Source organism: Erwinia sp. TECH1 (assembly GCF_054057575.1).
In genome coordinates, this window is record NZ_JBSRZK010000001.1 from 1,191,266 (window position 1) to 1,214,181 (window position 22,916).

Here is a 22,916-nt window from a genome sequence, read left to right on the forward strand (position 1 = left end):
ACGTTATGTTGAGTATACTCTGGAGCCTTGGGGCCTTTATCGTTGCGCTGGGCATTCTGATCACCGTGCATGAATTTGGCCATTTCTGGGTGGCGCGCCGCTGCGGTGTCAAAGTCGAACGCTTTTCTGTCGGCTTTGGCAAGGCGCTGTGGCGACGTCGCGACAGCCAGGGCACCGAGTATGTTATCGCGCTGATCCCGCTGGGCGGCTATGTTAAAATGCTCGACGAACGCGTCGAAAGCGTGCCGCCGGAGCTTCGCCATCTCTCCTTTAATAATAAAACCGTCGCGCAGCGCGCCGCTATTATCAGCGCCGGCCCGCTGGCTAATTTCCTGTTTGCCATCTTTGCTTACTGGCTGGTTTTTATCATCGGCGTGCCTGGCGTACGGCCGGTTGTTGGTGAAATAGTGAGCGGTTCGCAGGCTGCCGAGGCGCAAATTGCGCCTGGAATGGAACTTAAGGCCGTTGACGGTATCGAAACGCCTGACTGGGAAGCTGTGCGGATGGCGCTGGTAGCGAAAATTGGCGACCAGCAGACTACGCTCAGCGTGGCGCCTTTCGGCACCAGCCAGGTTCAGGATGTCCGGCTTGATTTGCGTAACTGGCATTTCGCGCCTGACAGAGAGGATCCGGTCGCGTCGCTGGGCATTCATCCTCGCGGTCCGCAGGTCGAAACCGTGCTGGCAGAAATCCAGTCCGGCTCCGCTGCGGCCAGAGCAGGTTTGCAAGCAGGCGACAGGATCGTTAAAGTCGGGGGTCAGCCGTTGGCGCAGTGGCAGCAGTTTGTCGCCGAGGTTCGCGATAATCCCGGCAGGCCGCTGGCGGTTGAAGTTGAGCGACAGGGTGCATCAGTGGCCCTGACGCTGACGCCGGATGTTAAGCCGGGCAACAAAGCGGAAGGGTTTGCGGGCGTGATCCCACGCATCGTTCCGCTGCCGGACGAATACAAAACGGTTCGCCAGTATGGGCCGTTTGCGGCCGTTGGCGAGGCCAGCGTCAAAACCTGGCAGCTGATGAAGCTGACGGTGACGATGCTGGGCAAGCTGATAGTTGGCGAAGTGAAGTTGAACAATCTCAGCGGGCCGATTTCTATCGCCCAGGGTGCTGGGATGTCGGCGGAATATGGCTTGATTTATTACCTGATGTTTCTTGCGCTAATCAGCGTGAATCTCGGGATTATCAATCTGTTCCCCTTGCCGGTATTAGATGGTGGACATTTGCTGTTTCTGGCGATCGAAAAGATCAAAGGTGGGCCGGTGTCTGAGCGAGTTCAGGACTTCAGTTATCGCATTGGCTCGGTTTTGCTGGTGCTGTTAATGGGGCTTGCACTATTCAATGATTTCTCGCGTCTCTGACAGGGTCAAACCTGCCTGATGCGAGAACCAGTTAGGAAGAATGCATAACAACGATGGCGATGAAAAAGTTGCTCATAGCGTCGCTGCTGTTTAGCAGCGCCACCGTATACGCGGCAGACGGCTTCGTGGTGAAGGATATCCATTTCGAAGGCCTGCAGCGAGTCGCCGTCGGGGCGGCATTGCTCAGTATGCCTGTCCGCGTAGGAGATACCGTCTCCGATGATGATCTCAGTAATACCATCCGCGCCCTTTTTGCGACCGGGAACTTCGAAGATGTTCAGGTTCTGCGCGACGGCAATACGCTGATCGTTCAGGTGAAAGAGCGTCCGACCATTGCCAGCATCACCTTCTCCGGTAACAAAGCGGTGAAGGATGACATGCTCAAGCAGAACCTGGAAGCGTCCGGCGTGCGCGTGGGCGAAGCCCTGGACCGCACCACTATCTCGACTATCGAGAAAGGGCTGGAGGATTTCTACTACAGCGTCGGTAAATACAGCGCCAGCGTTAAGGCCGTTGTTACGCCGCTGCCGCGTAACCGTGTCGATCTGAAGCTGGTCTTTACCGAAGGCGTGTCTGCGAAAATTCAGCAGATCAACGTGGTCGGCAATAAAGCCTTCAGCTCGGACGAGCTGATCTCGCGCTTCCAGCTGCGTGATGAAGTGCCGTGGTGGAACCTGGTCGGCGACCGTAAATATCAGAAGCAGAAACTGGCGGGCGACCTGGAAACCCTGCGCAGCTTCTATCTGGATCGCGGCTATGCGCGCTTTAATATCGACTCCACCCAGGTCAGCCTGACGCCGGATAAAAAAGGCATTTATATCACCATCAATATTAACGAAGGCGATCAGTACAAGCTTTCCGGCGTAGTGGTGAATGGCAGCATGGCAGGACACTCGGCGGAAGTTGAATCCCTGTCCAAAATTCAGCCGGGCGAACTCTATAACGGTGCCAAAGTCACCAAAATGGAAGACGACATCAAGAAGATGTTCGGTCGCTACGGCTATGCCTATCCGCGCGTGATGACGCAGCCGGAAATCAACGACGCGGATAAAACCGTGAAGCTGCACGTCAACGTGGATGCGGGCAACCGTTACTACGTGCGTAAAGTGCGTTTTGAAGGCAACGATACCTCGAAAGATTCCGTACTGCGTCGCGAAATGCGTCAGATGGAAGGCGCGTGGCTGGGTAGCGATCTGGTCGAGCAGGGCAAAGAGCGTCTGAATCGTACCGGCTACTTTGAAACGGTGGAAACCGATACGCAGCGCGTGCCTGGCGCACCCGATCAGGTAGACGTGGTCTACAAGGTCAAAGAGCGCAACACCGGTACCTTTAACTTCGGTGTGGGTTACGGTACGGAAAGCGGCGTCAGCTTCCAGGTCGGCGTTACGCAGGAAAACTGGCTGGGCACGGGTAATACCGTCGGCATCAGCGGCACCAAAAACGATTATCAGACCTATGCTGAATTCTCGCTGACCGATCCGTACTTTACGGTCGACGGCGTCAGCCTGGGCGGTCGTGTCTTCTATAACGACTTTAAAGCGGATGACGCGGATCTGTCTGACTATACCAACAGAAGCTATGGTCTGGACGGCACGCTGGGCTTCCCGGTTAACGAGAACAACACGCTGCGCGTGGGTCTGGGCTATGTCCATAACGACCTGTCCAACATGCAGCCGCAGATCGCCATGTTCCGTTATCTGCGCTCCGTGGATCAGAACCCGGATCTGAACAAAGACGCTGACTATTCCGCAGACGACTTCACGTTCAACTACGGCTGGACGTACAACACGCTGGACCGCGGCTTCTTCCCAACCTCGGGTAACCGTACCAACCTGAATGGCAAAATCACCATTCCAGGCTCGGACAACGCCTTCTATAAAGCGACGCTGGATACGCAGCAGTATCTGCCGCTGAATCAGGATCGTACCTGGGTGCTGTTGGGTCGTGGTCGTGTAGGCTATGGTGATGGACTGAGCGGCAAAGAACTGCCGTTCTACGAAAACTTCTATGCGGGTGGCTCAAGCACCGTACGTGGTTTCCGCTCCAACACCATTGGTCCGAAGGCGGCTTACTACAATAACAACTCCAGCACCTGCTCAACGGGAACGCTGTGTGATTCCAACGATGCGGTCGGCGGTAATGCGATGGCAACAGCCAGCGCCGAGCTGATCACGCCAACGCCGTTCCTTAGCGAGAAATATGCGAATTCCGTGCGTACCTCGCTGTTCGTCGATGCCGGTACCGTGTGGGATACCGCATGGGAAAACACCGCAGAAACGCGCGCGGCAGGCATTCCGGACTACAGCGAGCCGAGCAATATTCGTATGTCGGCCGGTCTGGCGCTGCAGTGGATGTCACCACTGGGGCCGCTGGTGTTCTCATACGCTCAGCCGTTCAAGAAATATGATGGTGATAAAGCCGAACAGTTCCAGTTTAATATCGGTAAAACCTGGTAAGCTGCTACGCTTTGCAAACTTTGAGAAAAGCGCTGTCTGACTTTTCTCAACGCTCGCGGTGTCATACCGCGAGTATCGCGCCGTTCACTGGCAGCCTCGCGCTGCCTTAACGCGCAACACATGTGTCCTGGACACAAACGTTGATGGTAAGGAGTTTATAGTGAAAAAGTTGTTGTGTGCCGCAGGCCTCTCTCTCGCTCTGGCGGTTTCCGCCGGCGCTCAGGCCGCTGACAAGATTGCAGTGGTAAACGTTTCCAGCATTTTCCAACAGTTACCGGCGCGTGCGACAGTTGCGAAACAGCTTGAAAATGAGTTTAAAGGCCGTGCGACTGAACTGCAGGGAATGGAACGCGATCTGCAAACCAAAATGCAGCGTCTGCAGCGTGACGGTTCTACCATGAAAGCAAGCGAGCGCAGCCGTCTGGAAAAAGACGTGATGGCGCAGCGTGAAACCTTCTCCAGCAAAGCCCAGGCTTTCGAGCAGGATAACCGTCGCCGTCAGGCAGAAGAGCGTAACAAAATCCTGAGCCGTATTCAGGATGCAGTGAAAAAAGTCGCGGCTGACGAAGGTTACGACGTCGTGGTCGATGCCAACGCCGTGGCTTACGCCAGCTCATCCAAAGACATCACTGCTGATGTTCTGAAACAGGTTAAATAATCAATGTCTTCAATTCGACTGGCTGATTTAGCCCAGCAGTTGGATGCAGATTTGCACGGAGATGGCGATATCGTCATCTCCGGCATTGCTTCTATGCAATCCGCCCAATCCGGTCAAATCACCTTTCTTGCCAACAGCCGCTATCGCGAACAGCTGGCAGCCTGTAAGGCTTCCGCCGTGGTGCTGCAGGCGGCGGACGTAGAATTTTGCCAGAGCGCCGCTCTGGTGGTGAAAGACCCCTACCTGACCTATGCGCGTATGGCGCAGATTCTGGACACCACGCCGCAGCCAGCGACGAATATTGCGCCAGGCGCAGTTATCGACGCTACGGCGAAGCTGGGTAAAAATGTTTCCGTCGGCGCGAACGCCGTTATCGAATCCGGCGTAGAGCTGGGCGATAACGTGGTGATTGGCGCCGGCTGCTTTATCGGTAAAAACACCCGTATTGGCGCGGGTACGCGCCTGTGGGCCAACGTTTCCGTCTATCACGAAGTACAGATCGGCGAAAATTGCCTGATCCAGTCCGGCACCGTTATTGGCGCGGACGGCTTTGGTTACGCGAACGATCGCGGCAACTGGGTGAAAATCCCGCAGCTGGGTACGGTCATTATTGGCGATCGCGTTGAAATCGGCGCCTGTACCACTATCGATCGCGGCGCGTTGGATAACACTCAGATTGGGAATGGTGTTATCATTGACAACCAGTGCCAGATTGCACACAACGTGGTGATTGGCGACAATACCGCGGTAGCAGGCGGCGTAATCATGGCGGGCAGCCTGAAAATCGGCCGCTACTGCATGATTGGCGGCGCCAGCGTGATCAACGGCCACATGGAAATTTGTGACAAAGTGACGGTCACGGGGATGGGAATGGTTATGCGACCAATCACCCAACCTGGGGTATACTCGTCCGGGATCCCGCTGCAACCGAATAAAAACTGGCGTAAAACCGCCGCGCTGGTCATGAACATCGATGAGATGAGCAAGCGCTTAAAAGCTGTTGAGCGTAAAGTCAGCGCGGAATGAGCGTCTGGTTGTTGAACCGCCTTCACTATTCCGCTGCACCTTGTGGAATATAAAAAGAATGCTAAGCATGGAAGGCTGGTGCACGGAAACTGATTTGCGGCCTGCGGACGATGCTCTCGTTGCAGGCCGTGTTATTGATGCCATCAGAATTTTTAGGACAGGAAGAGTATTTTGACTACTGAAACTCATACTCTGAAAATTGAAGAGATTATTGAACTGCTGCCGCACCGCTATCCGTTTCTGCTGGTCGATCGCGTATTGGAATTTGAGGAACATAAGTTTCTGCGTGCGGTAAAAAACGTATCGGTCAACGAACCGTTTTTCCAGGGCCATTTCCCTGGTAAACCGATTTTTCCAGGCGTGCTGATTTTAGAAGCCATGGCGCAGGCGACCGGTATTCTGGCGTTTAAAAGCGTGGGCAAACTTGAGCCGGGCGAGCTGTACTATTTTGCCGGCATCGATGAAGCTCGCTTCAAGCGTCCGGTCGTACCAGGCGATCAGATGATTATGGAAGTCACCTTCGAGAAAACCCGCCGTGGTCTGACCCGCTTTAAAGGCGTGGCGACCGTTGACGGTAAAATTGTCTGCGAAGCAACCATGATGTGTGCGCGCAGCCGGGAGGCGTAATTCGTGATTGATGAAACTGCTGTTATCCACCCCAGTTCAGTGATTGAAGAGGGCGCCGTCATTGGCGCTCGCGTGCATATTGGCCCGTTTTGCTTTATCGGCGCTAACGTTGAGATTGGCGAAGGCACCGTGCTGAAATCGCACGTGGTGGTCAATGGGCATACGAAGATTGGTAAAGACAACACGATTTACCAGTTTGCGTCCATCGGCGAGGTCAACCAGGATCTGAAGTATGCTGGCGAACCGACCCGCGTGGAAGTTGGCGATCGCAACAGCATCCGCGAAAGCGTCACCATCCATCGCGGCACCTCGCAGGCGGACGGCCTGACCAAAGTCGGCAGCGATAACCTGCTGATGGTTAACGTGCACGTTGCGCACGACTGCGTAATTGGCGATCGCTGCATTCTCGCTAATAACGCTACGCTTGGCGGTCACGTCACCGTGGATGACTTTGCCATTATTGGCGGGATGACAGCCGTTCATCAATTCTGCATCATCGGCGCGCACGTGATGGTCGGCGGCTGTTCCGGCGTTGCCCAGGACGTTCCGCCTTTCGTGATCGCGCAGGGCAACCACGCCACGCCGTTCGGCATCAACCTGGTAGGCCTGCAGCGTCGCGGCTTCAGTAAAGAAGCACTGCACGCGATCCGCAACGCCTATAAGGTACTTTACCGCAGCGGTAAAACGCTGGACGAAGCGAAGCCGGAAATCGCCGACATCGCTCGCGAGCATCCTGAAGTGCAGCCGTTCTTCGATTTCTTCGCCCGTTCTACCCGGGGTTTGATCCGTTAAGCCATGCCTCAGCCATTAACGATAGCCCTCGTCGCCGGAGAAACCTCCGGCGATATTCTTGGTGCCGGTCTGATCCGTGCCCTGAAGAGCAAGCACCCGGATACGCGCTTTGTCGGCGTAGCCGGGCCGCTGATGCAGGCTGAAGGCTGCGAAGCCTGGTACGAGATGGAAGAGCTGGCGGTGATGGGCGTCGTGGAAGTGCTGGAACGCCTGCCGCGCCTGCTGAAGATCCGCCGCGATCTGACGCAGCGCTTCAGCGAGCTTAAACCAGACGTTTTTGTCGGCATCGATGCGCCGGACTTTAACATTACGCTGGAAGGGCGCCTGAAGCAGCGCGGGATCCGCACCATCCACTACGTTAGTCCGTCCGTATGGGCGTGGCGACAGAAGCGCGTCTTCAAAATTGGTCGCTCGACCGATCTGGTGCTGGCGTTTTTACCGTTTGAAAAAGCCTTTTACGATCGCTATAACGTTCCCTGTCGCTTTATTGGTCATACAATGGCCGATGCGATGCCGATCGAGCCGGACAAGCGCGCCGCGCGGCTGGAGCTGGGTATTGCGGAAGGGGTGCCCTGCCTGGCGCTGCTGCCGGGCAGCCGCAATGCGGAAGTAGAAATGCTCAGCGCCGATTTTTTGCGCACTGCAGAGCTGCTGCGCGCCAAATGGCCCAATCTTGAAATCGTGGTGCCGCTAGTGAATCCACGGCGTCGCGAGCAGTTCGAAAAGATAAAAGCGGAAGTCGCGCCCGATTTGCCAATGCATCTGCTGGATGGCAAAGGCCGTCAGGCGATGATCGCCAGCGATGCGGCGCTGCTCGCTTCCGGCACGGCCGCGCTGGAGTGTATGCTGGCGAAATGCCCGATGGTGGTAGGCTACCGCATGAAGCCTTTTACCTTCTGGCTGGCGAAGCGCCTGGTGAAAACCGACTACGTCTCGCTGCCAAATCTGTTAGCCGGCCGCGAGCTGGTGAAAGAGCTGTTGCAGGATGAGTGCCAGCCGGCACAGCTGGCGGCCGCGCTGGAACCGCTGCTGGCGCAGGGCGAAACCCGCGATCGCCTGCTGGCGACCTTTACCGAACTGCATCACCAAATTCGCTGGAATGCCGACGAGCAGGCCGCCGCCGCCGTACTGGAGCTGTGTTAATGAGTTTTATCTATCCCCAGGCCAGCCTGATTGCTGGCGTGGATGAAGTAGGCCGCGGCCCGTTAGTCGGCGCGGTCGTGACCGCTGCGGTTATCCTTGACCCGGCAAAACCGATCGTTGGCCTGGCCGACTCGAAGAAGCTGTCGGAAAAACGCCGTCTGGCGCTGTTCGATGAGATCAAAGAGAAGGCGTTAAGCTGGAGCCTGGGCCGCGCGGAACCGGAAGAAATCGACCAGCTGAATATTCTGCACGCCACCATGCTGGCGATGCAGCGCGCCGTGGCGGGCCTGGCGATCGTGCCGGATTTCGTGCTGATCGACGGCAACCGCTGTCCGGCGCTGCCGATGCCCGCGCAGGCGGTGGTCAAAGGCGACAGCCTGGTGGCGGAAATCAGCGCCGCGTCGATTATCGCCAAAGTGACGCGCGATAAAGAAATGGCCGAGCTGGATCTCCTGTTCCCGCAGTATGGCTTCGCCCAGCATAAGGGCTACCCAACGGCGCTGCATATGGAGCGGCTGGCGCTGCACGGCGCTACGCCACATCATCGCCGCAGCTTCGCGCCGGTGCGCAATGCGCTGCTGGATGCCGAAGTGCTCGCTGCGGCCCGATAATAAGTTTTCAGCAGGATTAAAGATGGCCGAACCTCGTTTTGTTCATTTACGCGTACACAGCGACTACTCCATGGTGGATGGATTAGCCAAGACTGCCCCGCTGGTGAAAAAAGCGGCGGCGATGGGTATGCCCGCCATAGCCATTACGGACTTCACCAACCTTTGCGGGCTGGTGAAGTTTTATGGCACGGCACACGGTCAGGGCATGAAGCCGATTATCGGCGCGGACTTTAACGTTGCCAGCGAGGCGATGGGCGAAGAGCTGTCGCAGCTGACCGTGCTGGCCGCGACCAATACCGGCTACCAGAATCTTACCCTGCTGATTTCACGCGCCTATCAGCGCGGCTATGGCGCGGCCGGCCCGACCATCGATCGCGACTGGCTGATTGAGCTGAACGAAGGCCTGATCCTGCTTTCCGGCGGTCGTCGGGGCGACGTTGGCAAAATGCAGCTGCGCGGCAACCAGACGCAGGTGGCCGAATGCCTGGCGTTCTACAAGCAATATTTCCCCAATCGTTACTATCTGGAGCTGATCCGCACCGGTCGGCCTGACGAAGAGTCCTGGCTGCACGCCGCCGTTGAGCTGGCCACGGCCGAAGGTATTCCGGTTGTGGCGACCAATGAAGTCTGCTTCCTGGAAGAGGACGATTTTGACGCGCATGAAATCCGCGTAGCCATCCACGACGGCTTCACGCTGGACGATCCCAAACGGCCACGCCTCTACAGTCCTCAGCAATATTTGCGCAGCGTTGATGAGATGTGCGAGCTGTTCTCGGACATCCCGGAAGCGCTGGCGAACAGCGTGGAAATTGCTAAGCGTTGTAACGTGACTATTCGCCTGGGCGAATACTTCCTGCCGCAGTTCCCGACCGGCGATATGTCCACCGAAGATTTCCTGGTGATGAAATCGAAAGAGGGGCTGGAAGAGCGGCTGGAGTTTCTGTTCCCGGACCCGGAAGTGCGCGCGCAAAAAAGGCCGGCATATGACGAGCGCCTCGAAATCGAGCTGAACGTTATCAACCAGATGGGTTTCCCCGGCTACTTCCTGATCGTGATGGAGTTTATCCAGTGGTCGAAGGATAACAACGTGCCGGTCGGGCCGGGCCGTGGTTCCGGCGCCGGTTCGCTGGTGGCCTATGCGCTGAAAATCACCGACCTCGATCCGCTGGAATTCGACCTGCTGTTCGAACGCTTCCTTAACCCGGAACGTGTTTCCATGCCCGACTTTGACGTCGACTTCTGCATGGAAAAACGCGATCTGGTCATTGAGCACGTGGCCGAAATGTACGGCCGCAAGGCGGTTTCGCAGATTATCACCTTTGGTACGATGGCGGCGAAAGCGGTGATCCGCGACGTGGGCCGCGTGCTGGGGCATCCTTACGGCTTCGTCGATCGTATCTCTAAACTGGTGCCGCCCGATCCGGGCATGACGCTGGAAAAAGCTTTTGCGGCCGAGCCGCAGCTGCCGGAAATTTACGAGGCGGACGAGGAAGTCAAAGCGCTGATCGATATGGCGCGCAAGCTGGAAGGCGTCACGCGTAACGCCGGTAAACATGCGGGTGGCGTGGTGATTGCGCCTACGCAAATCACCGACTTTGCGCCGCTCTACTGCGACGAAAACGGCAACCATCCGGTTACCCAGTTCGACAAGAACGACGTGGAATACGCCGGTCTGGTGAAGTTTGACTTCCTGGGGCTGCGTACGCTGACCATTATCGACTGGGCGCTGGCGATGATTAACGCCCGTCGCAAGAAGCACGGCGAGCCGCCTGTCGATATCGCGGCGATTCCGCTTGATGACAAGAAAAGTTTCGATATGCTACAGCGCTCGGAAACCACGGCGGTGTTCCAGCTTGAATCGCGCGGCATGAAGGATCTGATCAAGCGTCTGAAGCCGGACTGCTTTGAAGATATGATCGCACTGGTGGCGCTGTTCCGCCCTGGCCCCCTTCAGTCGGGCATGGTAGATAACTTTATCGACCGTAAGCACGGGCGCGAAGCGATTTCCTATCCTGACATTCAGTGGCAGCATGAGTCGCTGAAGCCGGTGCTGGAACCGACCTATGGCATTATCCTGTATCAGGAACAGGTGATGCAGATTGCGCAGGTGCTGGCGGGCTACAGCCTCGGCGGCGCGGATATGCTGCGTCGTGCGATGGGTAAAAAGAACCCGGTCGAAATGGCCAAACAGCGCGGCGGCTTTGAAGACGGCGCGAAAGCGCGCGGCATCGACGGCGAGCTGGCGATAAAAATCTTCGACCTGGTGGAGAAGTTCGCCGGTTACGGCTTTAACAAGTCGCACTCCGCCGCTTACGCGCTGGTTTCCTACCAGACGCTGTGGCTGAAGGCGCACTATCCGGCCGAGTTTATGGCGGCGGTAATGACGGCCGATATGGATAACACCGAGAAGGTGGTTGGCCTGGTGGACGAATGCTGGCGGATGGGGCTGAAAGTCCTGCCGCCGGATATCAACGCCGGGCTGTATCCGTTCCACGTGAATGATGATGGCGAAATCGTTTATGGTATCGGCGCAATCAAAGGCGTGGGCGAAGGCCCGATCGAAGCGATTCTGGAAGCGCGTAATAAAGACGGCTACTTCCGGGAACTGTTCGATCTTTGCGCGCGGACCGATACCAAAAAGCTTAACCGGCGCGTGCTGGAAAAGCTGATTATGTCCGGCGCGTTCGACCGGCTTGGGCCACACCGTGCGGCCCTGATGAGCGCGCTGAACGATGCGCTGAAAGCGGCGGATCAACACGCCAAAGCCGAGGCCATTGGCCAGGCGGATATGTTCGGCGTGCTGGCCGATGAGCCGGAACAGATTGAAAAATCCTACGCCGACGTGACGCCGTGGCCAGAACAGGTCAGGCTGGATGGCGAAAGAGAAACCTTAGGGCTTTACTTAACCGGGCACCCGATTAATCAGTATCTGAAAGAGATCGAGCGCTACGTGGGAGGAATGCGCCTGAAAGACATGCACCCGACCGAACGTGGCAAAATGACCATGGCCGTCGGTCTGGTGGTGGCGGCTCGCGTAATGGTAACAAAACGCGGAAACCGTATCGGTATTTGTACGCTGGACGACCGATCCGGTCGTCTGGAAGTGATGTTATTCACCGATGCACTTGATAAGTTCCAGCATTTGCTGGAAAAAGACCGTATCCTGATCGTCAGCGGACAGGTCAGCTTCGATGACTTCAGCGGCGGGCTTAAAATGACCGCTCGCGATGTGATGGACATTGATGAAGCCCGTGAAAAATATGCTCGCGGGCTTGCTATCTCGCTGACGGACAGGCAAATTGATGACCAGCTTTTAAACCGTCTCCGCCAATCCCTGGAACCTTATCGTTCGGGGACTATTCCGGTTCATCTCTACTATCAGAGAGAGGATGCGCGGGCGAGGTTGCGCTTCGGCGCAGCGTGGCGCGTATCGCCCAGCGATCGTTTATTAAACGACCTGCGATCGCTGATCGGGTCGGAGCAGGTGGAACTGGAGTTTGACTAAAACAGGAATATTATGAGTCTTAATTACCTGGATTTCGAACAGCCAATCGCAGAACTTGAAGCGAAAATTGACTCGCTGAAGTCGGTTGGCCGTCAGGATGAAAAACTGGATATTAACCTGGATGAAGAGATCCAGCGTCTGCGCGAAAAAAGCGTCGAGCTGACCCGGAAAATCTTCTCCGATTTAGGTGCATGGCAGATCGCGCAGCTGGCGCGTCATCCTTTGCGTCCTTATACGCTGGACTATGTCCGTAATGTCTTTACCGATTTCGACGAGCTGGCTGGCGATCGCGCTTACGCGGACGACAAAGCTATCGTCGGCGGCATTGCTCGCCTGGAAGGCCGTCCGGTGATGATCATCGGTCATCAGAAAGGCCGTGAGACCAAAGAGAAGATCCGTCGTAACTTTGGCATGCCGGCGCCGGAAGGTTACCGTAAGGCGCTGCGCCTGATGGAAATGGCCGAGCGTTTTAATATGCCGATCGTGACCTTTATCGATACGCCGGGCGCTTATCCGGGCGTGGGCGCGGAAGAGCGCGGGCAGTCTGAGGCTATCGCGCGTAACCTGCGTGAGATGTCTGGCCTGACCGTTCCGGTTATCTGTACCGTTATCGGTGAGGGCGGCTCCGGCGGCGCGCTGGCGATTGGCGTTGGCGACAAAGTGAATATGCTGCAGTACAGCACCTACTCGGTGATTTCGCCGGAAGGCTGTGCGTCAATTCTGTGGAAAAGCGCGGATAAAGCGCCGCTGGCCGCAGAAGCTATGGGCATTATCGCTCCGCGTTTGAAAGAGCTGAAGCTGATCGATTCGGTGATCCCGGAGCCGCTGGGCGGCGCGCACCGCGATCCGCTGGCGATTGGCGCTTCGATGAAGGCACAGCTGCTGGCCGATTTGGCCGAGCTGGACGAGCTAAGCAAAGAAGAGCTGCTGGATCGTCGCTATCAGCGTCTGATGAGCTACGGCTACGCCTGATAGCTGTCCGATCGCGGAAAGAGCGGGTTCTGAACAATGCGTTGTCTGAGTTAAGGCAGCGGAGCGTTCAGGGCCCGCTTTTTTATTGGACGCAGCAAAGGGCCAGCGAGATTAACAGATTACGGGATGGCATTGCCGTAACAGCGGGTACAAAACTGGTTCAGGGCCGTACGAATTGAGCTCATCCCCCGAATGCTCGTAATCTGGACTGATTAACCTGGCTCGGGAAAACGTTAAAGTTTTGGAAGGCGCCTAGCATTATTGCTGACAGTTTCTCTTTGCCCGGAAGTGGTTAAAAGACGTACACTGGCGATGTCGTTAAAAAACACCATCGCAAAGCAATCTGGTGGAGTGGAGCATAGTATGCATGTTCAGGAACTAAAGCGTATGGCGCGTGAGGAAGAAGCGCATCAGTGTTGGGATAAAATAGGTAAGGCCATTCTTAACCGTGGTAAAACTACGCCTGGCAAGAGCGTCAGCTATAAACCAGGCATGACGGTAGAGGATTTTCTGTCTGCGGCTAATCGCAAGCAGCGGTAGTCACTATATCGATAACAAGTAAGGACGACTTGTGAAAATCCAGGCCACTCTTTCCGATGAGTTCAATCCTGGCAGTTTAGATGAGCCTTTTTCAACTGACTGGATATATCTGACTCCTGACGAACAAAGGACAATCGCCAGGTTTGCAATAGATATTGGTGAAGGCCGCGCTCTGAAAGGAAAGAATAAACCATCATGGGTCAACGATAATTATGAAAAAATCGCTGGTTCAGATGGCTATGAAGAGCAAAATTATTGGCACTATCACTGTGGCCCAACGTGGTATGAAGAAACCTTCAAAGGGCTGACTGTCGATTTAAGATTTAATCCAAACGGCATGGCTTCCGATGAATGCATTCACTATATAAAAAAAAGCGATACACAAATAACTATTATTGGCTATTCAAGGAGGCACATACCTTTCCTCGCTTCAGATTGGGGCGAAAATCCGTTTTTTTCCTGCGAGGAGTAAGCCGCAGATAATTAAAAGTTAACGGTACAGGTTGAAAAGCTTCAGCGCTGAGCGATTAACGGCTTCAATGTTGTATTATTTTCCTGTATGTGAAGCTGGGGCTGTATTTGGGTAATAAAGCCCTTTGTGTTAAGGGCAAGGTTCGTAAAAGAAAAGAGCCTCGCTTTAATAAAAGCGCTTTGAGTTGCACAACCTGGAAACGACAGATTTTGCAATCCAGCCACTTTTCATCGTACAGGCTCTTGTTTATGCCTCTCAATCCACCGCCTGAAAAACCCCTGCCTCAACCTGGGCTGGCGTGACTACGCCCGTATCCAGCACCCAGCCGCTTATCAGCGCCGCTGGCGTGACGTCAAAGGCCGGATTATAGACCTGCGCATCTTCCGGCGCCCATTGCACCTGGCCGAAACTGCCCGCCACGCCCGTGACTTCGCTGGCGGCTCGCTGTTCAATCGGGATGGCGTCCCCATTCGGGCAGTGCGCATCAAGCGTGGTGTGCGGTGCAGCCACGTAGAACGGAACATTATGGTAGTGCGCCAGCACCGCCAGGCTGTAGGTGCCAATCTTGTTCGCCACGTCGCCGTTGGCGGCAATACGATCCGCGCCAACCCAGATGGCATCGACCTGTTTTTTCGCCATCAGGCTGGCCGCCATGCTGTCGCAGATCAGCCGATAGGGCACGCCCAGTTCGCCCAGCTCCCAGGCCGTCAGGCGGCCGCCCTGTAATAGCGGACGCGTCTCATCTACCCAGACCTTTTCCACCCGGCCTTCCTGCCAGCCGCGCGCAATCACGCCCAGCGCGGTGCCGACGCCGGCCGTCGCCAGACCGCCGGTATTACAGTGGGTCAGCAGGCGGCTGCCGGGCTTGATTAGCTTCACGCCTGCCGCCGCAATGCTGTCACACAGCGCTTTATCTTCTGCTACCAGCCGCAGCGCCTCAAAAGTCAGCGCGGTGACAAAGTGCTCCTGAGCCAGTGCCAGTTTCATCCGATCCAGATTGTTCATCAGGTTAACGGCGGTAGGGCGGGAGGCGCGCAGCACTTCCAGCGCATCACTCAGCGCCGGTTTAGGCATACCGTTTTCCGCCAGCAGGGCCAGCAGCAGGCTGGCGGAAAGGCCAATCAGCGGCGCGCCGCGTACACGCAGCGTTTTAATATGTTCGACCAGCGCCGCCACATCGGGCGTTGGACACCAAATCTTCTTTTGCGGCAGCGCCTGCTGGTCAAGGATCCACAGCTGGTTGTCACGAACTTGTAAGCTGGTTGTGCTTAGTGTCTGCATGAAGGTTAAATCCTGGTTGCGTAGTCAGGTCATATTGTGCCAACATGCCTGACGGATGTATAGACGTCTGAACGGCTTGAGGTAAAGAAGGCAGCAGACAAGTTAAAACGTGGAGGGGGAGTTAATGTCGCAATACCGTACGTTCACCGCAGCTGATGCGGTGGAATATGCCCGTGAATTTGGCGGCATTGCCGACCCACAAAGCCTGGTCAGTTCGCAGGAAATTGGCGACGGTAATCTTAACCTTGTTTTTAAAATCTTCGATCGTGACGACGTCAGCCGCATCGTCGTTAAGCAGGCGCTCCCCTATGTCCGTTGCGTGGGGGAATCCTGGCCGTTGACGCTCGATCGCGCGCGCATTGAGGCAGAAGTGCTGCAAATCCACGGCCAGTTTTGTCCGGCGCATACGGTAAAAATTCTGCATTACGATCCGGCGCTGGCGGTAATGGTGATGGAAGATCTTTCCAGCCACGCTATCTGGCGCGGTGAGCAGGTGAAAGGCATTGATTATCCGCAGGCCGCCGCGCAGCTGGGCGAATATCTGGCGCAGACGCTGTTCCATACCTCCGACTTTTATCAGCATCCGTATCAGAAAAAAGCGGACGTTACCCGTTTTACCAACCCGGAGCTGTGCGATATCACCGAAGAGCTCTTCTTTAACGAGCCGTATGAAGTGCATGAGCGCAACGGCTATCCGCGCGCGCTGGAGTCGCTGGTCGCTCAGCTGCGTACCGATGACGAGCTGCGCCAGAAGGTTGCCGGGCTGAAGCATCGTTTTCTGTCGAATGCGGAAGCGCTGCTGCACGGCGATGTGCACAGCGGGTCGATCTTCGTCGCGGAAAACAGCCTGAAAGTGATCGATGCGGAATTTGGCTTTTACGGCCCGATGGGTTTTGACGTTGGCAGTGCATTAGGTAATTTACTAATCAACTACTGCGCGCTGCCCGGCCTGCTGGCGCCGCGTGAAGCGGCCGACGCGCGGGAAAAGCGCCTGGACGACGTGCGTACAACCTGGCAGAGCTTTGCCGAAGGTTTCCTGGCGCTGGCTGCCGAAAAAACGCGGGATCGCGCGCTGGCTTATCCGGGGTATGCCGCCGAATTTTTGGCAAAAGTCTGGCGCGATACGCTGGGCTACTGCGGCACAGAGCTGATCCGTCGTACCGTGGGCATGTCGCAGGTTGCCGATATCAAAACGATTCAGGATGAAGTGATGAAAGCGGAATGCGTCCGTCAGGCGATAACGCTGGGCAGAACGCTCATTCTGGCCGCCGACCATGTCGAAAACATTGATGCGCTGATAGCGCGAGTGCGCCAGAACGGCTGAGGCGTTACGCAAGGCGGTTTCGGCCCGATAAAATGGTGCCAACCCGCCAGCCGCGCCCTGTACTGAACATTCGGGCCGGCCAGCGGGGCGGGGATCCCGCTAACGCTGCGGGATTTTGGCTTAATTTACATCTTGAGCAGTTTCACCGTCGCATCAATATCAATTTCATCTTCCGAGAAGATCAGCGTGGTGCCCTGGAAGGTGGTGATCGCCAGTTTTTTCAGCGTACGCATTTCTCCTGGCTTAACCGATGATTTCGGCCGGATGCTGCTCATCAATACGCCCACGGAAAGCACCGGATTTTCTTTATCAATACGGGCATCGACCGGCACTTCTTCGCTGAACACCACGTAATTTTTAATGGCGGTGAGCTTCAGGCGCTCGCCTGCAATATAGATGTATTTGCTTTCCGGGACGACTTTCACCGCATAGGCTGACAGCCCTTTGCTGTTGGTGGTAGGCTCGAAAGTTACCGCCGCATCTTTTTTAATCAGGTCTGGGTTGGCGACCTTAATCACATGAAAATAACGGTTATCGCCGTTTTCATCTTTGATAAATCCGAAGCCTTTATCTTTAAACCAGGTTGTGATCGTTCCGTTCATCGCCATTACCGCCTACTTAATCGATTATCTACTCAGTTTTTGCAGCGCGCAGTGTAAAGCACAATGCCCGCGCAGACTACGCCTTTACTTTAAGTCTGGACGATAATTTTCGGCTATGCGAGGCCGACAAAAGCGCGGCGAGGGTGAGGGAAGTATTGGCGTGACGGAGAGAAAGCTAAGCACGGGGCGCAGACAGATTCGTCAGCGGGCTGAAAATTCGTTATCATCCGCAGCCACTCTCCGTGCGGTAACCCGATGCCTGTGATCCCCGACACCTTTATTGCTCCGCCGTGCCATGACGAAATAGCTATCCTTTATCAGGACGAGTATCTGCTGCTGATCGCTAAACCGCGCCGGGTTGCTGAGCCTCTCGGGGAAAAACCCGCAGAATCTGGATTCGGTGCATCATCGGCTGGTAAAGCTATTTCCCGGCTGCACCCTGGTTCACCGTCTGGATTTCGGCACTTCCGGGCTGATGGTGGTTGCGCGCACTAAGGCGATCAATGCCGCTCTCTGCCAGCAGTTCAGCCAGCGCGCCGTAACCAAGGTGTACAGCGCGCTGCTTTGTGGACATGCCGATGATGACGAAGGGGTGATAGACGCCGCGATTGCCAAAGATCCGGCGCTGTTCCCGCTGATGTCAATTTGCGCCACCCACGGCAAGCCCGCTCGCTCCGGCTATCGGGTCGTTGAGCGTTTTTATCATGAGCTGGAAAACGGAACGTCGCTGCCGCTGACGCGAGTACAGCTGACGCCGGAAACCGGGCGCACCCATCAACTCCGCATTCACTGCCAGCTGCTGGGCCACCCTATCTGGGGATGCGATCTTTATGGCGGACGCCTGCTGCCAGGCACCGAACGAACGCCGCGCATGATGCTGCACGCCAGCGAACTGCATTTCGTTCATCCCGTTAGCCAGCAGCGGATAGAAACCCGTCATGCCAGCCCGTTCTGAAAGCGACCCCGTCCGGAACTCACGCAAGAGCGGCTGGATGAGGTCAGATAACCCCAGGCCGCAGGCGTTTATTACCACATCAGATCGTCAGGCACTTTAAAGTCGGCATACGGATCTTCTTCATCCTGCTCTTCCTGACTCAGGGTGCTGTTTAATAAGATGCTGCTCGCATCCCGCTGCGCAATTTTATCGGCTACGCTCGCGGGGATAATAGCGTACTGGTGCTCGCCGCCGTTATCACTCGTGAGACGAGCGATGGCGAGGCGACCGCTTGTCAGCTGCGCCTGAGTAAGCTTATCCACGGTAATTTTCTTAATAAGATTGTTATCCGTGAAGTTAAAATCAATATTGCCTCTTGCAACAACGATCCTGTTCATTTCAATCAGCTGCTTCACCTGAGCCTTATACTCTTTGGATAAAGCCGCCTGTTTCTGCTGCTCGTTTAGCTGCTTATCGCGCTCAAGCTGGGCTTTTTTATTTTCTTCCACGGCCGCTCTTGCCTCGCGAGCCTGAACCCGTGATTTTTTAGCCGTTCTCTGGACCTTATCCATTTTTTTGCTGGTCACTAATCCAGCTTTCAGCATCTGCTCTTGTAAGGTAAGTTTTGTCATTTTCGTTTCTGAGGCTGTTGAATAATTCAGGGATTATACCTGTAATTTTTAAGGCTGTACCGCGTTTCACCGTGCGGTATGGCATTGCCGGAGGGCGCTGGCATCGGCCTGGCGGGCCGGACGCCGCACCGCGCCAGACTTTAAGGGGTTAATAATGCGCGGCGATTTGTCGGGCCAGGCTACCTGCCGCAGAGTTTTTAAAAAGTGCGCTTGCGCAGTCAGCCTCAGGGGCCGCATGCATTGAACCTACATTGGTGAGAAGGGCGACCGCACAGTTGGCTTTTTCATACCACCATACGCAGGCGCTGGCGCCGAGCACGTTGCCGCCATGTCCTGTAGCCGGCCCGCCATCGGTATTTATTCTGAATAAGCTTAACCCCATTTCTCCGCTATCGGCCGGCAGCCAGCGCTGCATTGCCGCCATGCTTTCAGGGTTGAGCAATTTTCCATTTTTCAGCGCCAGTATAAAAGTCATCACATCCTGTGCGGTAGAAACGATGCCGCCGGCAGCCCACTCAACGGACAGATTAACGGCGGAAACGTCCAGAAGATCGCCAGGCTCTGCCTTGAAATAAGCTGAGATCCCGGCATTTTTAATAAAATGCGCATCCAGCCTGTGAAATCTTTTCGCCAGGTTTTTCCTGCCTGAAGAAAACGACGTTTCAAGAAAGGTATTTTTTAGCCGCAACGGGCCGATGATTCTTTGGCGCAAGGCTTCTTCGAACGCGTGGGAGGTGACTTTTTCAATCAGTAAACCCAGTAACGTAAAGTTGCTGTTGGAATAGTGAAAGGCTTCTCCAGGCTGGCAGAGCGGGCTTTTCCCCCGGATAAAGTCCAGGTTTTCCTCCGGCAGCCATATCTTATCCGGTTTGACCTCCCGACCGCGCGCTGCATAAATCCATGCCTGCTGGTTTTCCCAGCTGGGTATCCCGGAATAATGTGCAAGCAGCTGCCTGACGGTAACGGTTTCTGCATTGGCGACGCCTGCCAGGCTCTCTTCCGCCAGCCAGTCTGCGAGGAAAGCGTCAAGCGTCAGGGAGCCTTCTTCAACCAGCTGCAGGATGATGACCGCTACAAAAACCTTGGTGATGCTGCCAATGCCAAACAGCGTTTCCGGCGTGGCCCTGAGGTGGTTTTTAGCATCAGCGTAGCCCGCTGCCGCCTGCCATATTAGTTTATCGCCTTTGCCAATAGCCATAGCAAGGGCGGGAAAGGTCTTCTCTGCCCTTTGATCAAGCAAAGCCTTTAATGCCGCTTCGGCTGGATACATGCTTTCTGTCCCTTTATCTGCTTCGTTTCGCCTTAATTTTAAACCGGGTTCAGGAAAGCAGGCGTGTAGCCGATCTGCACAAAGAGGGCCTGCTTGAGAAAGCGGAGGCGGTTAAGCCAAAAAGGGAACCGTTTCCGGTTCCCTTATTCCATTGCCGAGGCCGCTACCTTTCACGACGACTGCCGGACAACTCAGGCGGCTTCCGTTTTGCGTTCGGTTTCTGCCTGCGGCTGGCTTTTCTCCGTCCGATCCTTATGCAGAGGATCATCCTGCTGCTTTACCGGCTGCGTTGCCAGTGCATCCGCCTCAAACTCGTCCACGTTAATGGAGCGCAGGCGACTGGCTTCGGCACGCGTCAGTACGGCGGCCTCTTCTTCCGTCAGCCATTTTTCCACCAGGCCTTTTTGCGCCAGCTTGTCCAGACGAGTAAAGGAGAGCGGCTTTTGCGCTTTCTTATTCAGCCTGTCATGGATAGCTTCCGCCGCTATGACGTCCGTTAATGCTTCTTCAAGCTGGCCTGCCGGGTTATTTTCGCCCGGCGTCAGATACTGGCCGCGCCCTAAGCGAGAGCGTGTGGCCGAAGGCACTTGCAGAATACGCGCCAGCTGATGGTCAAGCCGGTCGGAAGGCGCGCGGCAGTGGCGGCCCAGCGGGAAGACGACAACCTGCAACAAACCCGCGACCAGCCGGTTCGGGAAGTTGCGCAGCAGATCCTCAATAGCGGTTTCGGCCTGGTTCAGCGCATCCTGCACGCCCCAGTGCACCAGCGGCAGATCGGCCTCGTTGCGGCCTTCGTCTTCATAACGCTTCAGCGTGGCGGAGGCGAGATAAAGCTGGCTGAGCACGTCGCCGAGGCGTGCAGAGATGCGTTCGCGGCGTTTCAGGCTGCCGCCCAGTACCGACATCGAAATATCAGAAAGCAGGGCCAGGTTGGCGCTTAAGCGGTTCAGATGCTGATAGTAACGGCGGGTTGCATCGCGGGTCGGCGTTTTACTGGTGCGGCCAGCGGTCAGGCCCAGCCACAGGCTACGCAGATTATTGCTGGCGACGTGGCCGACATGGTGAAACAACGCTTTATCAAACGCGTGCAGATTATGATCCTGGGCCGCCGCCATTTCCGCAAGGATATAGGGATGACAACGAATAGCACCCTGACCGAAGATGATCATGCTGCGGGTCAGAATGTTCGCGCCCTCAACGGTAATGGCGATCGGTGCGCCCTGATAGGCTCGGGCCAGGAAATTGCTTTTACCCAGCATAATGCCTTTACCGCCGGCGATATCCATCGCATCCATAATGGCGCGCTGGCCGCGATGGGTGCAGTGATATTTTACGATAGCGGAGAGCACCGCCGGTTTCTCGCCCAGCATAATGCCGCTGGTGATCAGCGAGGCGGCCGCGTCCATCACATAAGCGTTTCCGGCGATGCGCGCCAGCGGCTCTTCGATCCCTTCCATCTTGCCGATAGGCAGACGGAACTGGCGACGGATATGGGCATAGGCACCAATAGCCAGCGCGATGCTTTTCAGGCTGCCGGTGGAGTTGGACGGCAGCGTGATGCCGCGTCCGACCGAGAGGCATTCCACCAGCATCCGCCAGCCCTGACCGGCCATCGCCGGGCCGCCGATAATATAGTCAATCGGCACAAAAATAGCGTCGCCGCGCGTCGGGCCGTTCTGGAAAGGTACGTTAAGCGGGAAGTGGCGCTTGCCGATTTCCACGCCCGGCGTCTGGGTTGGGATCAGTGCGCAGGTAATGCCCAGTTCTTCTTTTTCGCCCAGCAGGTGGTCGGGATCGGAAAGCTTAAACGCCAGGCCCAGCACGGTGGCGACCGGTGCCAGCGTGATATAGCGCTTGTTCCAGGTCAGCCGCATACCCAGCACCTGCTGGCCCTGCCACTCGCCCCGGCACACCACGCCCACGTCCGGGATAGCGCCCGCGTCGGAGCCCGCTTCCGGGCTGGTCAGCGCAAAACAAGGGATCTCCTGGCCGCTAGCCAGCCGGGGCAGATAGTAATCTTTCTGCTCGTCGGTGCCGTAATGCTGCAACAGCTCGCCTGGGCCAAGCGAGTTAGGCACGCCAACGGTAATCGCCAGGATACCGGAAACGCCCGCCAGCTTTTGCAGCACGCGCGCCTGGGCATAGGCGGAGAACTCAAGGCCGCCGTACTCTTTTTTGATGATCATCGCGAAGAAACGCTGCTCTTTCAGATAAGCCCACAGCTCCGGCGGCAGGTCGGCCATCTCATGGGTTATCTGAAAATCATTAGCCAGTCGGCACGCTTCTTCTACCGGGCCATCCAGAAAAGCCTGCTCTTCCGGCGTCAGCCTTGGCTGCGGATAGTCATGCAGTTTGTTCCAGTCCGGCCGTCCGCGAAACAGATCGCCTTCCCACCAGGTAGTGCCGGCGTCGATCGCTTCTTTTTCCGTGCGCGACATCGGCGGCATCACTTTCTGGAAGGTCTTCAACATCGGTCTGGAAAAAAGCGCCTGCCGCAGCGGCAGCACGTTGAAGGGCAGCAGAATAATCGCTAACGGTACCAGCAGCCACGGCGTCCAGACGCCAGCCATCGCCCAGGCTGCCGTCCAGAGCAGCACGAGCAGGCTCGCCAGCCGCAGGTTAACACGGTGATAAAACAGCGCGCCAATGAGCAAAATTGTCGCCACGCAACTGAAAACCATCATAACCATCGCTCCGTAAGTTGTAAGAGGTCTGA

18 protein-coding genes and 1 pseudogene are annotated in these 22,916 nt (G+C 56.1%); 14 read left to right on the forward strand and 5 right to left on the reverse strand.

Features of this window, described 5'->3' with window-relative positions:
- Positions 1–5: 5 nt before the first annotated feature.
- From rseP to ACVWZ0_RS05505, 12 genes are all read left to right on the forward strand, one after another.
- Positions 6–1,355: a sigma E protease regulator RseP gene (gene rseP, locus ACVWZ0_RS05450; protein ID WP_253455187.1), complete on the forward strand. Its 1,350-nt coding sequence runs from the start codon at positions 6–8 to the stop codon at positions 1,353–1,355.
- A gap of 53 nt (positions 1,356–1,408) precedes the next feature.
- Positions 1,409–3,811 carry an outer membrane protein assembly factor BamA gene (gene bamA / locus ACVWZ0_RS05455; RefSeq protein ID WP_253455186.1) on the forward strand — a complete coding sequence of 801 codons (2,403 nt, stop codon included), beginning with the start codon at positions 1,409–1,411 and terminating at the stop codon, positions 3,809–3,811.
- A gap of 160 nt (positions 3,812–3,971) precedes the next feature.
- Positions 3,972–4,469: a molecular chaperone Skp gene (gene skp, locus ACVWZ0_RS05460; protein WP_125289099.1), complete on the forward strand. Its 498-nt coding sequence runs from the start codon at positions 3,972–3,974 to the stop codon at positions 4,467–4,469.
- Positions 4,470–4,472: 3 nt separating this feature from the next.
- Positions 4,473–5,495, forward strand: a complete 1,023-nt coding sequence (gene lpxD, locus ACVWZ0_RS05465) for a UDP-3-O-(3-hydroxymyristoyl)glucosamine N-acyltransferase (RefSeq protein ID WP_253455185.1) — start codon at positions 4,473–4,475, stop codon at positions 5,493–5,495.
- 171 nt (positions 5,496–5,666) lie between these two features.
- A complete protein-coding gene (fabZ, locus tag ACVWZ0_RS05470) occupies positions 5,667–6,122 on the forward strand; it encodes a 3-hydroxyacyl-ACP dehydratase FabZ (protein ID WP_024965665.1) in 456 nt (151 codons plus the stop codon).
- A 3-nt stretch (positions 6,123–6,125) separates the two neighbouring features.
- Complete coding sequence (gene lpxA, locus ACVWZ0_RS05475; RefSeq protein WP_253455184.1) at positions 6,126–6,914, forward strand: acyl-ACP--UDP-N-acetylglucosamine O-acyltransferase; 789 nt, start codon at positions 6,126–6,128, stop codon at positions 6,912–6,914.
- Between the two features lie 3 nt (positions 6,915–6,917).
- Positions 6,918–8,057 (forward strand): lipid-A-disaccharide synthase, encoded by a 1,140-nt coding sequence (gene lpxB / locus ACVWZ0_RS05480; RefSeq protein ID WP_253455183.1) that lies wholly within the window; start codon positions 6,918–6,920, stop codon positions 8,055–8,057.
- The gene (gene rnhB, locus ACVWZ0_RS05485) at positions 8,057–8,668 is read left to right on the forward strand and encodes a ribonuclease HII (protein ID WP_253455182.1); all 612 of its coding nucleotides are present in this window, start codon (positions 8,057–8,059) and stop codon (positions 8,666–8,668) included. Before lpxB ends, rnhB begins: the two co-directional genes overlap by 1 nt.
- Before the next feature lie 22 nt (positions 8,669–8,690).
- On the forward strand, positions 8,691–12,173 hold the full coding sequence (dnaE, locus tag ACVWZ0_RS05490) for a DNA polymerase III subunit alpha (protein ID WP_253455181.1): 3,483 nt from the start codon (positions 8,691–8,693) through the stop codon (positions 12,171–12,173).
- A gap of 12 nt (positions 12,174–12,185) precedes the next feature.
- The gene (gene accA / locus ACVWZ0_RS05495; RefSeq protein WP_125289105.1) at positions 12,186–13,145 is read left to right on the forward strand and encodes an acetyl-CoA carboxylase carboxyl transferase subunit alpha; all 960 of its coding nucleotides are present in this window, start codon (positions 12,186–12,188) and stop codon (positions 13,143–13,145) included.
- Positions 13,146–13,508: 363 nt separating this feature from the next.
- Positions 13,509–13,685, forward strand: coding sequence for a hypothetical protein (locus ACVWZ0_RS05500; protein ID WP_253455180.1), 177 nt, complete (start codon positions 13,509–13,511; stop codon positions 13,683–13,685).
- A gap of 31 nt (positions 13,686–13,716) precedes the next feature.
- On the forward strand, positions 13,717–14,157 hold the full coding sequence (locus ACVWZ0_RS05505) for a hypothetical protein (RefSeq protein ID WP_253455179.1): 441 nt from the start codon (positions 13,717–13,719) through the stop codon (positions 14,155–14,157).
- Between the two features lie 255 nt (positions 14,158–14,412).
- On the opposite strand, the gene mtnA is transcribed toward ACVWZ0_RS05505, so the two are convergent.
- Entirely contained in the window at positions 14,413–15,438 is a 1,026-nt protein-coding gene (gene mtnA / locus ACVWZ0_RS05510; RefSeq protein ID WP_253455178.1) for an S-methyl-5-thioribose-1-phosphate isomerase, read from the reverse strand.
- Between the two features lie 124 nt (positions 15,439–15,562).
- Here mtnA and mtnK point away from each other — a divergent pair, with 124 nt between their 5' ends.
- A complete protein-coding gene (mtnK, locus tag ACVWZ0_RS05515; RefSeq protein WP_253455176.1) occupies positions 15,563–16,762 on the forward strand; it encodes an S-methyl-5-thioribose kinase in 1,200 nt (399 codons plus the stop codon).
- Between the two features lie 125 nt (positions 16,763–16,887).
- Here the strand turns inward: mtnK and ACVWZ0_RS05520 are convergent, their stop codons facing one another.
- Positions 16,888–17,370: a cold-shock protein gene (locus ACVWZ0_RS05520; protein ID WP_125289108.1), complete on the reverse strand. Its 483-nt coding sequence runs from the start codon at positions 17,368–17,370 to the stop codon at positions 16,888–16,890.
- A 249-nt stretch (positions 17,371–17,619) separates the two neighbouring features.
- On the opposite strand from ACVWZ0_RS05520, the pseudogene ACVWZ0_RS05525 reads away from it, so the two are divergent.
- Positions 17,620–18,319, forward strand: a pseudogene (locus ACVWZ0_RS05525) (RluA family pseudouridine synthase).
- Between the two features lie 71 nt (positions 18,320–18,390).
- Here ACVWZ0_RS05525 and ACVWZ0_RS05530 read toward each other — a convergent pair.
- From ACVWZ0_RS05530 to fadE, 3 genes are all read right to left on the reverse strand, one after another.
- Entirely contained in the window at positions 18,391–18,930 is a 540-nt protein-coding gene (locus ACVWZ0_RS05530; protein ID WP_253455173.1) for a DUF2058 domain-containing protein, read from the reverse strand.
- Positions 18,931–19,078: 148 nt separating this feature from the next.
- Positions 19,079–20,200: a serine hydrolase domain-containing protein gene (locus ACVWZ0_RS05535; RefSeq protein WP_253455172.1), complete on the reverse strand. Its 1,122-nt coding sequence runs from the start codon at positions 20,198–20,200 to the stop codon at positions 19,079–19,081.
- 191 nt (positions 20,201–20,391) lie between these two features.
- A complete protein-coding gene (fadE, locus tag ACVWZ0_RS05540) occupies positions 20,392–22,884 on the reverse strand; it encodes an acyl-CoA dehydrogenase FadE (protein ID WP_253455170.1) in 2,493 nt (830 codons plus the stop codon).
- Positions 22,885–22,916: the final 32 nt, after the last annotated feature.